Raw genomic sequence first — 12,844 nt, forward strand, 5'->3', positions numbered from 1 at the left:
AATCCTGCGAGTGCCCACACAGATTGTCTGATAAATTGTTAAAGAGCAGTGCCGCGATTTCTCAAGCGGCGCGGGATGCGTATATTACGCTTTCCGCATTCTCAGTCAAGCATTTATTTTTGCTTTTCTGAAGGTTGCCTTGAAGACCACCTCCTGAACACTTCGCTTCGTAAGCCGTTGTTCCGTGTCAGTGGAGGCGCAGTATAGGGATTTCTTTTTGGCTGACAAGCGCTAAATGCAAATTAAATTCTGAGTGTTGTTTTTTTCGTCGAAACCCCACTAAATCGCCAGTTTTTCCAGCAATGGAAAGCCATAACGCCGTAGAACCGGTGATAATTGCACCGCCTCCTCATCCATAAGCGTGCAGAACGCCATATTCTGACCAGAAGAAACGGCGTGCGGCGCTTCATGTTCTAATAACCATACTGTGCGGCGTGCAATGGCTGCACCAGAATCCACTAGCCGCGTGCCTTCAGGCAGTACCATTTGCAGCTCGTCACGCAATAGAGGAAAGTGCGTACATCCCAGGACGACAGTGTCAGGTGGCTCTTTCATACGAAGCCAGGGTTGCACAGCATGGCGCACATCAGAGAGTTCCACCCCTTCACCATGCAGTTTCGCTTCCGCCAGCTCTACCAGTTCAGCAGAACCCAACATTTCGATTTTGCACTCGCGCGCAAACTGCGCCACCAGCTCATGAGTATAAGGACGTTTTACCGTGCCGCGCGTTGCCAGTAATCCCACGACACCATTACGCGTGAGACGCGCAGCAGGTTTAATCGCCGGCACAACACCGACAACAGGAAACTCGAATCGCTCACGCAGTGTAGGTAAAGAAACGGTGCTGGCCGAGTTACAGGCAATGATGACTAATGCCAGCGGGAAGCGTTTTGTAATCGCCTCAACCACAGCAACCACACGCTCGACAATAAAGTCTTCGGTTTTTTCACCGTAAGGGAAACCTTCATTATCGAAGGCATATAAATAGTGAAGATCCGGCAATAACTGCCGGACCTCATCATAGACGGAGAGCCCACCGACGCCGGAGTCAAACACCAGCACGGTGGGACGCGGATCAGAAGCTGTAGCTGGCGCTGAGGTAATACTCCGTTCCTGGAGTTGGATAGCCATACACTGTCTCGTAGTCTTTATCGAACAGGTTGGCAATTCTACCACGAACGGTGAGTTGTGATGTGACCGGATACGAGACTGCGAGATCCCACAAGCTCACACCGCCCAATTTCACGCGCTGCGGCGTGTAAGAGTGGTTGTAATCGTTATCGTAACGATCGCCAAGATAGTGATAGGTCACAGACCAGTCAAAATCGTAGATTGTCCAGTCGAGTTGGTATTTCACCTGCTGCTTAGCACGGCGTACTAGCTGCTGATTAGTCTCTGCATCACGCGCATCAACATAATCGTATGAGATTTGATGGCTGAGCGGGCCAGTATCGAAGGATGCTGTGGCTTCCACCCCTTTGATGCGTGCTTTATCGATGTTGTAATAAACGTAAGTGCTTGGGTCGCTATCAATCAGATTGTCGATATCATTGCGGTAGCCGGATACACGCCAGTTTACCGGGCCCGTCAGCCCCTCAAAGCCCCCTTCCCACTGCTTGCTCTTTTCAGGCTTGAGATCCGGGTTACCATACGTCTGGCTGTAAAGCTGTCCTAAATTCGGCGATTTGAATGCCGTACCGTAAGAAGCGAAAACACGGTAGCCGTCAACAAACTCCCACGCGGCACTGCTCTGCCAGGTGTTGTGCCAGCCAAACGCATCATTGTCGTCGCCACGCACCGCCCCTTCCAGCGTTACGCTACCGAATTGCTGCTGCGCAGTAGCATAAATCCCAGTATTACGTTGTTCCTGACCTTCAATAGTGGAGTTAGTACCCGGTTCTGAAGTCTGTTTCTGCCAGTCCACGCCCCCGCTGATCGCACCATGTCCGACCTGCACAGTGTTACCCCACTGCAGGTTGTACTGCTGCACATCATTTAATGAGGCGGTCGCATCGTATTTACCGAGTTGCGGGCTGTAGTTGTAATCTTTGGTATGGCTGTAGCTGGCGATTAACTGGGATGAGTAGATACCCTGATTGAAGCGCAGACCGGTATCCCAGGTTTGGCTGTAAAGCTGGCGAGTATCGACAAAGGTGTTCGGCTCTACATAAGTAGGGTAACCATCGTAAGCCGTTCGGTTGTCGAAACCATAGCCACGCACGAAACCGCTGAATTCATCGTTAAATTGATGCTCCAACGATCCATACAAGGTTTTGCTCATAAAGCCGTCACGGTCTTTCTGCGCGGGATCGCCGTAAACGTCAGGCAAGTTGGCCACCACGTCGTAACCCTTGGTGTAGGTATAATTACCCGCCATGGTGAGTTTGGTGGCATCGCCCAGCATTTGCTGCGTGGAACCATCATAACTTTGGTAGCCATTGGAACCGACACCCGCCGTCAACGTGGTACCTGCTTTATCACGGCCGGTAATAATGTTCACCACCCCACCAATCGCATCCGAACCATAAACCGCTGAACGCGCGCCACGGATATATTCGATGCGCTGCACCAGTGACAACGGAATCTGGCTTAGATCAGACGAACCAGAAATACCCGCCTGATTGAGGCGAACGCCGTCAATTAATATCAGCACATGGCTGGAGTTAGTACCACGGATAAACATCGAGCTGGATTGACCAAGGCCACCATTCTGCGCGATATCCACGCCCGGTAAACGGCGCATCACATCCGTCAGGCTTTTCGCCTGCCAGCGATCGATCTCTTCACGGGTGACTACCGTTGTCGGTGCCAGCACCGATGAAACCGGCTGAGCGAAACGATTAGCGGTAACGATTTGCGTATCATCATCCTGAGCGTAGCCATACGCAGCCCAGAGTGAAAGCGCCGTTGCACTGAAGGCACACAGCGTAGTTTTGCTTTTATTCATTGTTGTAAGCATCCAAAAGACGAAGCAGGATGCCGCAGGCCTGCAACCGATAGCACGCGATGGTTGCAGTGATTGCGACGACACACCGGCAGGTCTTCGGGCTGAGAATCATAAATGGTGAAAAACTTCCCATCCCACAGGACAGTGTTTAATGATCGATCACCATGACATTCTTTTACCGCTGCGCGTCAGCTCCAGATTCACACTGGATTCCCTTTTAACTCAAGGAGGCCGGCAGTCGCAGTCTACGGTTAAGAAGGTCGGGAATCCAGACTGCCAGCCATCATCTTCTCACAGAACTGGACATCAGCAGGTGAATGCCTACAATCGCCCGGCAAGCTAGCTTATTACCAGGATTAAAGATGACACCCGAACAGCTCCCGATTGAACAATACGACGCGCAACTGGCGGAAAAAGTCAGCCGTTTACAGGCGATGATGGTGCCCTTTGCCGCGCCTGACGTGGAGGTGTTCCGCTCACCGGTCAGCCACTACCGTATGCGCGCCGAATTCCGTATCTGGCATGATGGCGACGATCTGTACCACATCATCTTTGATCAAGAGACTAAGCAGCGCATCCGTGTGGATCAATTCCCTGCTGCCAGCGCGTTGATCAACCAGTTGATGCCAAAATTGATCGATGCGATCCGTGATAACAAAGCGCTGCGTTTCAAGCTTTTCCAAATCGACTACCTGTCGACGATGAGCAATCAGATTGTGATTTCGCTGTTGTATCACCGTAAGCTGGAAGCGGACTGGATGGAAGCCGCCACCGCGCTGCGCGACACCCTGCGCGCTGAAGGCATCGATGTGCAGTTGATTGGCCGTGCGACCAAAACCAAAATCTGCCTTGATCGCGATTACGTCGATGAATGCCTGCCCGTAGCGGGCAAAGAGATGATTTATCGTCAGGTGGAGAACAGCTTCACCCAGCCTAATGCGGCGATGAACATTCAGATGCTGGAATGGGCGCTGGATGTCACTCAGGGCTCACGTGGTGATTTGCTGGAGCTTTACTGCGGCAACGGCAACTTCTCACTGGCGCTGGCGCGAAACTTCCATCGCGTACTGGCAACCGAGATCGCGAAACCTTCGGTGGCGTCGGCGCAGTACAATATTGCCGCCAACCATATCGACAATGTGCAGATCATTCGCATGGCGGCGGAAGAGTTTACGCAGGCGATGAATGGCGTGCGCAGCTTCAACCGCTTAGAAGGTATCGACCTGAAGAGCTATCAATGCGAGACCATCTTTGTCGATCCACCACGCAGTGGCCTGGATGAGGAAACCGTGAAGATGGTGCAGGCGTATCCACGCATCCTGTATATCTCCTGCAACCCGCAAACCCTTTGCGACAATCTTGCCACGCTGAGTGAAACGCATGACGTGTCGCGGCTAGCGTTGTTCGACCAGTTCCCGTACACCCATCATATGGAATGCGGCGTCTGGCTCACGCGTAAAGCGTAAAACAAAACGGGAACCCTGCGGTTCCCGTTGTTGTATTTAGCTTTTGTTCCTGGCGCGGCGGAAGCGAGTGGCAATCCAGAACACCAGCGCCACCATCAAAATGGTCGGGATGAAGTTGGAACCGATATCCGGATATTCAGCACGCACCAGCGCGCTATACACCAGAATACCCAACAGGAAAAACGCCGCGGCCAGTGAAGGCATGCCATCGGGCATATTGCGGTTAAGATAACGCTGATGCAGACACCAGGCTGCGAGGCCAAGGGCGATCAGCGGGAATATCGAAAAAGGCACAAACGTACTGAACAGCACCGAAAAGGAGCCGTTGATCGCTAAACCGGTGATAAAAGCCAACAACAGGGTTCCTTTATCGCGTGGGTCTTGCTCAATCATTTCATTATCCTTATCACATTACTCTTCGGGTTTTTCCAGGGTCACCGCCAGACGTTCCTGCTCCCGGCGATACCAGTAATAAGCGCCTTTGGCGATCATGCGCAATTGCAGCACCAGGCGATCTTCCAGCTTGCGACGCTGTTCGATATCCACATCCAGCGCTTCCGCACCGGCGCTGAACACGATGGTCACCATGGCTTCGGCCTGCGCTTCGGTAAAGCTGCGCGGCATCCGATTTTCCAGCTCAAGGTAATCCGCGAGCTCAGCAATAAAGTGCTGAATTTCTCGCGCAACTGCGGCACGAAACGCGGCCGATGTTCCGGAGCGCTCGCGTAGTAAGAGACGAAAAGCGTTGGGATTGTTCCCGATAAATTCCATAAATGTGGAAACGGAGGTCTTGATGATGCTGCCGCCCTTGGCAATGCGCTGGCGTGCCTGGCGCATCAACTGGCGTAACATCAGGCCGCTTTCGTCGACCATGGTCAAACCCAGTTCATCCACATCTTTAAAGTGACGATAAAACGAGGTAGGTGCAATCCCGGCTTCACGCGCAACTTCACGCAAACTCAGGCTGGCAAAACTCCTTTCTGCACTTAACTGACTGAAGGCTGCTTCAATCAGCGTACGTCTTGTACGTTCTTTCTGTTGCGCCCTGACGCCCATTTTCCCGGCCTTTTAAGTGATCTGGAAGGCACTATAACAAACTTTTCAGCGTACAGTGGCGCAAAGTTTGTGACCGCCTGTGTACCTCACGCTTTGTCAAAACTGGGGATTTTTCGCTGTTAGAATTCAGAAGTGCGCGGTGAGATGTTAGAATCTCGTTGTAAAAATGTGATAGAAAAATAGGACGTACTGGTATGCAAAAGTCTTACGATTACGATGCCATTGTGATTGGCTCAGGTCCAGGCGGCGAAGGTGCGGCAATGGGCCTGGTGAAGCAGGGAGCGCGCATTGCAGTGATCGAACGCTACCATAATATCGGCGGCGGTTGTACTCACTGGGGGACCATCCCCTCCAAAGCTTTACGTCACGCTGTCAGCCGTATTATCGAGTTCAATCAAAACCCTCTTTATAGCGATCACACCCGACTCCTGCGCTCCTCATTTGCTGACATTTTGAATCACACCGAAAACGTTATCAGTCAGCAAACGGCAATGCGTCAGGGATTTTATGAGCGCAACCGTTGTGAGCTTTATCAGGGCGATGCCCATTTTGTTGATGCCAACACCATCGAAGTTGAACAGCCCGATGGCACCCGCGAACGCTTAACCGCAGAAAAATTCGTGATTGCGTGCGGTTCACGTCCTTACCATCCTGCAGACGTCGACTTTACGCACCCACGCATTTACGACTCCGACTCCATCCTCAATCTGCATCATGAACCTGGCCATGTGATCATCTACGGTGCCGGTGTGATTGGTTGCGAATACGCATCAATTTTCCGTGGCCTGAACGTCAAGGTGGATTTGATTAACACCCGTGATCGTTTGCTGGCATTCCTCGATCAGGAAATGTCAGATTCGCTCTCCTATCACTTCTGGAACAGCGGCGTGGTGATTCGTCACAACGAAGAGTTCGAGAAGATTGAAGGTGTCAGTGACGGCGTGATCATGCACCTGAAGTCGGGCAAGAAAGTGAAAGCGGATTGCCTGCTGTATGCCAATGGCCGTACCGGTAACACCGATTCACTGGCGCTGGAAAATGTCGGGCTGGAAGCCGATGGTCGTGGCTTGTTGAAAGTGAACAGTATGTATCAGACTGCGCAGCCGCACATCTATGCAGTGGGCGACGTGATTGGTTATCCGAGTCTGGCTTCAGCCGCCTACGATCAGGGCCGTATTGCGGCACAGGCGATCATTAAAGGTGAAGCCACTGCTCATTTGATCGAAGATATTCCTACCGGGATTTATACCATTCCGGAGATCAGCTCAGTGGGTAAAACCGAACAGCAGCTGACTGCGATGAAAGTGCCTTACGAAGTGGGTCGTGCGCAGTTCAAACATCTGGCGCGTGCGCAGATTGTGGGGATGCACGTGGGTAGCCTGAAGATTCTGTTCCATCGTGAAACCAAAGAGATTTTAGGTATTCACTGCTTTGGCGAACGTGCGGCAGAAATTATTCACATCGGGCAAGCCATTATGGAGCAGAAGAACGGCGGCAACACGATCGAGTACTTCGTGAATACCACCTTCAACTATCCGACCATGGCCGAGGCCTATCGCGTCGCGGCGCTCAACGGCTTAAACCGCCTGTTTTAACGACGTGTCCAGATAACCCTGCATGTGGGTTTTGATTGCTTCTGCCAGCTGCTCATAGCGGCTGCGCAGAGGTGATCCTGGGCGATAAACCAAAGCAATCGTGCGCTGCGGAACCGGCTTATAGCAAGGCAGATAGCACACGCCATCACGCACTCGCTCATTCGGCACCGCCAGCGAAGGCAGCAAAGTAATGCCGCTTCCTGCCGCGACCATGTTGCGTAGCGTTTCCAGGCTGGTTGCGCGGAAATGGGTATCTTCATCCGCACCGGCTTCAAAGCAGAAGCCCATGGCTTGATCGCGCAAGCAGTGGCCATCTTCCAGCATCAGCAGCTTTTCGCCGGCCAGATCAGACATCGGCACACGATCGCGATCGTGCCATGGATGATCCTTGTAGATCGCCAGCTTCATTGGCTCATCAAACAGCGGCACCTCAATAAAGGCTTCGCTCTCTTTCACCAGCGCCAGAATCGCGCAATCCAGTTTGCCACTGTCGAGCTGCGCCAGCAGTTGCTGCGTTTGCGCTTCGTGCAGGTACATTTCGAGTTTAGGGAAGGTTTGATGCAGCATGGGAATGATCTGCGGCAGCAAATACGGGCCAGTGGTTGGAATCAGACCAATATGCAGCGGTCCGGACATTGCTTCGCCCTGTTGGCTCGCCATCTCCTTCAGCACTTTGACTTCGCGCAGCACAGTTCGCGCCTGATCCACCAGCAACAGTCCAGCCTGGGTAAATAACACCTTACGGCTGGTACGCTCCAGCAGCATCACACCGAGCTCATCTTCCAGCTTACGAATCTGCCCGCTCAAGGTAGGTTGGCTGACATGACACGCATCAGCTGCACGCCGGAAATGGCGATGCTCCGCAAGCGAAACCAGATACTCCAGATCACGAATGTTCATTGATTTCCTCCAAACCACGATAGCCCGTGGCGATAGATAGAATAGCAATGAACGATTAGCCCTATCAAGCGATGAAAAGGAATAATACCGGCCATAGCAAGCAATGTTGAAAACGAAGTAGAGATGACATTGAGCATCACCTGCAATCAGCGGTAAAAATCAAAGTGTTGGCCGGGAGTGCCAGCCCTTGATGATGTGCCTATAACAATATGTACTTCTGAAGCTAGAGGTTGGCGGGCTACCGAAAAGGAGCCCGCTCTTTTTTTAGCCTAAACGCTTTTTCGCTTCAGCGATGGCAAATGCGACTTGCTGAGGCGACACACCGCCCTGTGCATTACGCTTGTCGAGGCAGGATTGCAGCGACAGAATCGGATAAACGTCATCCTCAATCACCGCACTGAACTGCTTCAATTGCGCCAGGCTTAACGCTTCCAGCGCCACGCCCTGCTTGATCGCTTCAACCACGGTTTCACCAACAATGTGGTGCGCTTCACGGAACGGTACACCTTTGGCCACCAGATAATCCGCCAGTTCGGTGGAGTTGGCGTAACCCTGCTCGGCCGCTTCCTGACAACGTGGACGTTTCACCTGAATGCCGTCCAGCACCAGTACTGACATATGCAGACAATCAACCCAGGTATCGAGCGCATCGAACAGGCCTTCTTTGTCTTCCTGCATGTCTTTGTTGTAGGCGAGCGGCAAGCCTTTCAGTGTCATCATCATGCCGGTCAGTGCGCCTTGTACACGGCCACATTTGCCGCGAATCAGCTCCAGTGCATCCGGGTTTTTCTTCTGTGGCATCAATGAAGAACCCGACGTTACTTTGTCAGACAGTTCAAGGAAGCCCGCTTCGCCAGTGTTGAAGAAAATCAGGTCTTCTGCGAAACGTGAAAGGTGAATCATGCCGATTGAGGCATCCGACAGCAGCTCCAGCACGTGGTCACGATCAGACACGGTATCAAGGCTGTTACGTGTGGCAGAGGCAAAGCCTAACCAGCCCGCCAGCTGCTGGCGATCGATTTCATATGCGGTGCCGGCCAGTGCGCCACAGCCCAGCGGGCTCACGTCTAGGCGCTTCAGCGTATCCTGCAGACGGCTTTCGTCACGCGCCAGCATTTCGACATACGCCAGGCACCAGTGCGCAAAAGTCACCGGCTGCGCGCGCTGCAGGTGCGTATAGCCCGGCATCACCGCATCCTGATTGGCTTCAGCGGTGGCAACGAGGGCTGATTGCAGTTCACGCGTGGCGTCCAGCAGCACTGCGACCTGCTCTTTGCACCACAGTTTCAGATCGGTAGCGACCTGATCGTTACGGCTACGGCCAGTGTGCAGTTTTTTGCCCAGTGCGCCGACTTTGTCGATCAGCTTGCCTTCTACCCAGCTATGGATATCTTCGGCATCGCTTTGCAGAATCTGCTCTGGATTGGCGTGCACTTCTGCCAGCAGTTCATTCAATGCGGCTTCCAGTTGCTGCTGCTCATCGCTGCTCAGCACATTCACGGTAACCAGCGCTTTAGACCACGCTACCGAACCGGTGATGTCCTGCTCCGCCAGACGATAGTCAAAACGCAGTGAGTCGTTGAACTGTTTGAACCGTTGGTCTGCTGCCTGCGAAAAACGTCCGCCCCAAAGTGCCATCTGCTTTACTCCTGAATGCTGTTATAGAAAGGGCGGCCCGAAGCCGCCCTTGCAAAATGTGTTATCTGCCGCGGTATTACTTCTTCTGCTCGTTCAGTGCACGAATGCGTGAAGAGAGAGAGAACAGACGGATGAAGCCGCCCGCGTGGCTGTGGTCGTAAACTTCGTCTTCGCCGAAGGTCGCGAACTCTTCCGAGTACAGGCTGTTCGCCGAGGTTTTCTGAATCGCAGTGGCGTGGCCTTTATACAGCTGCAGTACCACTTCGCCATTCACCTCTTCTGCCAGGGACTCGGCAGCAGCCTGGATAGATTTACGCAGCGGCGCAAACCAGCGACCGTCGTAAACTACATATGACATTTCGTGGCCCAGCTGCTCACGCCATTTGAAGCTGTCACGATCCAGTACCAGCTGCTCAACCGCACGCAGTGCGTTGACCATAATGGTGCCGCCAGGGGTTTCATAGCAGCCGCGAGATTTGATACCGACCAGACGGTTTTCCACGATGTCGATACGACCCACGCCGTGTTTCGCGCCCAGCACGTTCAGTTTCTCCAGGCACTGGAACGGGCTCAGCTTCTCGCCGTTTACCGCAACGACACGACCTTTCTCAACGGTCACAGTGACGTTCTCTGGCTGATCTGGCGCTTCCAGTGGATCAACGGTCCACACCCAGCAATCTTTGTTCGGTGCATTCGCTGGGCTTTCCAGCACGCCACCTTCAGTAGAGATGTGCCACGCGTTCTCATCACGGCTGTAGATTTTTTCCAGTGATGCCGTCGTTGGGATGTTACGCACTTTCAGGTAATCCAGCAGCGCTTCACGTGAACGCAGATCCCACTCACGCCATGGCGCAACCACTTTCAGCTGTGGCGCCAGTGCGGTGTAGGTGGTTTCAAAACGCACCTGATCGTTGCCTTTACCGGTCGCACCGTGGCACAGCGCGTCTGCACCGACTTTCAGCGCCAGCTCAACCTGCGCTTTGGCGATGATTGGACGTGCCATTGAGGTGCCCAGCAGGTAAGTGCCTTCGTACAAAGCACCGGTTTGCAGCACGGGATACACGTATTCGCTGATGAACTCTTCACGCAGGTCAGCAACGTGACACTCAGATGCACCAGACTGCAGCGCCTTCTTCTCAACGCCTTCCAGATCGGCTGGGTCCTGGCCAATGTTGGCCACGAATGCCACCACTTCACAACCGCCGTAATTCTCTTTCAACCATGGAATGATGGCCGAAGTATCCAGACCGCCAGAATAGGCCAGAACGATTTTTTTGATGTTTTGCGTGCTCATGTCTTAAATCCTTGATTATGCGAGAATCCGGGTGCCAATCGACACGCCGTTGAAAAGGGTTGGCAGCTGTTCAGCATGGCGCCAGCTGGCGATATCAACCGGACGACCTAAAGTACGTGCGGCATCGAGTGCCGCGTTCACTTTAACGATCATGCCATCAGTAATAATGCCCTGATCGATCAGCTGCTGTGCTTTATCGGCTGTCATCTCTTCGATACGTTGACCTTTGCCATCGAGAATACCGCTGACATCTGAAAGCAGGACTAAATCAGCACCAATGGTCGCTGCCAGCGCGGTCGCTGCCTGGTCAGCGTTGACGTTCATCAGATCGCCGCCGTCAGTAATACCGATGGAGCTGATCACCGGCATATAGCCCGCGCTCAGTAAGGTATTCACCAGCGCTGGATTACCCGGCGTCGCATTGCCCACATGGCCAAGTTCCTCGTCGAACTGCGCCACGTTTACCAGGCTCGCATCACCGAGGCATAAGCCCACAGCACCAATGCCGTACTTCTTCGCCCAGGCCAGCAAGGTCTTGTTCGCTGTACCCGCCAGGGCACCAGTAATAATGTCAATCTGATCGGCTGGCGTCACGCGCAAACCGTTCTTCTTTTTCACTGGCAGAGCGAGCTTCTTCATCAGCTCGTCCACCAGGCAGCCGCCGCCGTGCACAATGATCAGCGGACGCTGATGTTCGTTGCGGTAGGCCAGCAGCGCATCAAACAAGCGGGCCAGCGCTTCTTCGCTATCCAGCAGAACGCCACCCAGCTTAATAATCAATGGATTCATTGCAGTTTCCGTCCGTTAAATCAGAGACAATGTTTCAGGGTAGCCGAAACGAATGTTTAAGCATTGAACCGCCTGCGAAGAGGCACCTTTCAGCAGGTTATCTTCGGCCGCCACCACAATCAGGTGCTCGCCCTGCATGGCAAAGCCAATATCGCAGAACGGCAAGCCGACCACGGCTTTCAATGCCGGGACACCTTTGTCATACACACGCACCAGCGGTTTGTCGTGGTAAGCCTTGTGGAAGGCATCTGCCACGTCTTGCTGCGTCACGCCCGCTTTCAGGCGGCAGGTGGTGGTCGAAAGAATACCGCGCGGGAAGCTACCCAGATGCGGGGTGAAAATCACAGGCGTACCGAGATGCGCCACGATTTCAGGATGATGACGATGATTGAACAAGCCATACGGCTGCAGGCTCACTTCACAGAAGCTGGTGCCGACGTTGGCTTTACGCCCTGCGCCGCTCACACCACTGGTGGCATTGATCACCGGCCATTGTGCATCGTTAAGCAAACCGGCTTCGACCAGCGGCTTCAATGACAATTGTGCAGCCGTTGGGTAGCAACCCGGCACAGCAACCAACTGTGCATCTTTGATTTTGTCATGCTGCCATTCGGCCAGGCCGTAAACGGCTTTATCCAGCCAATCCTGATGTTGATGGCTGAAACCATAATATTGAGTATAGAAAGCATCGTCGTTGACACGGAACGCACCGGAAAGGTCAAACACCACACAGCCTGCTTTGAGGAATTCGGGTGCCAGATCGTGGCTGACTTCATGCGCGGTCGCGAGGAACACCACATCGACTTTGTCTGCCCACTCGGAAGCCTCACTCAGCGGCTGCAGCGGCAAATCGACAATGCCTTTCAGCTGCGGATGCAGATCGGAGAGTAATTTTCCGGCGTCCGGGCTTTGCGCTGAAACCGCCAAAGCGGTTATGTTCATATGCGGATGGCGATGAATGAAGGTGGCGAGCTCTACGCCAGCGTAACCACTGGCACCAACGATCAGCGTATTCAACATCAGGCTGTAACCCTTTTTACAGTCACACGTTCCGGGTCGCGGCTTTGCCCCGTGGCCCACGATGCCGTTTGCGAAGGATTTCTGCTTCCCAGCCAAGCGGCGTTAATGTATTTTTATTCACTATTAATGCATGAATATT

Annotated in this window: 11 protein-coding genes and 1 riboswitch; of the genes, 2 read left to right on the forward strand and 9 right to left on the reverse strand. The window is 53.3% G+C overall.

Annotated elements, in window-relative coordinates:
- Positions 1-279: 279 nt before the first annotated feature.
- The gene (gene murI / locus RT340_RS17325) at positions 280-1,131 is read right to left on the reverse strand and encodes a glutamate racemase (protein WP_211729377.1); all 852 of its coding nucleotides are present in this window, start codon (positions 1,129-1,131) and stop codon (positions 280-282) included.
- Entirely contained in the window at positions 1,076-2,947 is a 1,872-nt protein-coding gene (gene btuB, locus RT340_RS17330) for a TonB-dependent vitamin B12 receptor BtuB (protein WP_097119683.1), read from the reverse strand. Before btuB ends, murI begins: the two co-directional genes overlap by 56 nt.
- 69 nt (positions 2,948-3,016) lie before the next feature.
- Positions 3,017-3,198: riboswitch (cobalamin riboswitch) on the reverse strand.
- A 111-nt stretch (positions 3,199-3,309) separates the two neighbouring features.
- Between btuB and trmA the strand changes: the two genes are divergently transcribed.
- Positions 3,310-4,413, forward strand: coding sequence for a tRNA (uridine(54)-C5)-methyltransferase TrmA (trmA, locus tag RT340_RS17335; protein WP_313377362.1), 1,104 nt, complete (start codon positions 3,310-3,312; stop codon positions 4,411-4,413).
- Between the two features lie 36 nt (positions 4,414-4,449).
- Here the strand turns inward: trmA and RT340_RS17340 are convergent, their stop codons facing one another.
- Together RT340_RS17340 and fabR are read right to left on the reverse strand one after the other, a co-directional pair.
- Positions 4,450-4,806: a YijD family membrane protein gene (locus tag RT340_RS17340; protein WP_097119681.1), complete on the reverse strand. Its 357-nt coding sequence runs from the start codon at positions 4,804-4,806 to the stop codon at positions 4,450-4,452.
- An 18-nt stretch (positions 4,807-4,824) separates the two neighbouring features.
- Positions 4,825-5,469, reverse strand: coding sequence for an HTH-type transcriptional repressor FabR (gene fabR, locus RT340_RS17345; RefSeq protein WP_034823706.1), 645 nt, complete (start codon positions 5,467-5,469; stop codon positions 4,825-4,827).
- Between the two features lie 194 nt (positions 5,470-5,663).
- On the opposite strand from fabR, the gene sthA reads away from it, so the two are divergent.
- Positions 5,664-7,064 (forward strand): Si-specific NAD(P)(+) transhydrogenase, encoded by a 1,401-nt coding sequence (sthA, locus tag RT340_RS17350; protein WP_021506825.1) that lies wholly within the window; start codon positions 5,664-5,666, stop codon positions 7,062-7,064.
- Here sthA and oxyR read toward each other — a convergent pair.
- From oxyR to argC, 5 genes are all read right to left on the reverse strand, one after another.
- The gene (oxyR, locus tag RT340_RS17355) at positions 7,047-7,964 is read right to left on the reverse strand and encodes a DNA-binding transcriptional regulator OxyR (protein ID WP_034823715.1); all 918 of its coding nucleotides are present in this window, start codon (positions 7,962-7,964) and stop codon (positions 7,047-7,049) included. The genes sthA and oxyR overlap by 18 nt on opposite strands.
- 264 nt (positions 7,965-8,228) lie before the next feature.
- Positions 8,229-9,602: an argininosuccinate lyase gene (gene argH / locus RT340_RS17360; protein ID WP_097119679.1), complete on the reverse strand. Its 1,374-nt coding sequence runs from the start codon at positions 9,600-9,602 to the stop codon at positions 8,229-8,231.
- Between the two features lie 76 nt (positions 9,603-9,678).
- Complete coding sequence (locus tag RT340_RS17365) at positions 9,679-10,896, reverse strand: argininosuccinate synthase (protein ID WP_038644110.1); 1,218 nt, start codon at positions 10,894-10,896, stop codon at positions 9,679-9,681.
- 15 nt (positions 10,897-10,911) lie between these two features.
- Positions 10,912-11,685 carry an acetylglutamate kinase gene (argB, locus tag RT340_RS17370; RefSeq protein WP_313377363.1) on the reverse strand — a complete coding sequence of 258 codons (774 nt, stop codon included), beginning with the start codon at positions 11,683-11,685 and terminating at the stop codon, positions 10,912-10,914.
- 15 nt (positions 11,686-11,700) lie between these two features.
- Positions 11,701-12,705 carry an N-acetyl-gamma-glutamyl-phosphate reductase gene (gene argC, locus RT340_RS17375; RefSeq protein ID WP_313377364.1) on the reverse strand — a complete coding sequence of 335 codons (1,005 nt, stop codon included), beginning with the start codon at positions 12,703-12,705 and terminating at the stop codon, positions 11,701-11,703.
- Between the last annotated feature and the right edge of the window lie 139 nt (positions 12,706-12,844).

This window comes from Pantoea sp. CTOTU50773, assembly GCF_032082325.1.
GTDB lineage: Bacteria > Pseudomonadota > Gammaproteobacteria > Enterobacterales > Enterobacteriaceae > Pantoea > Pantoea communis.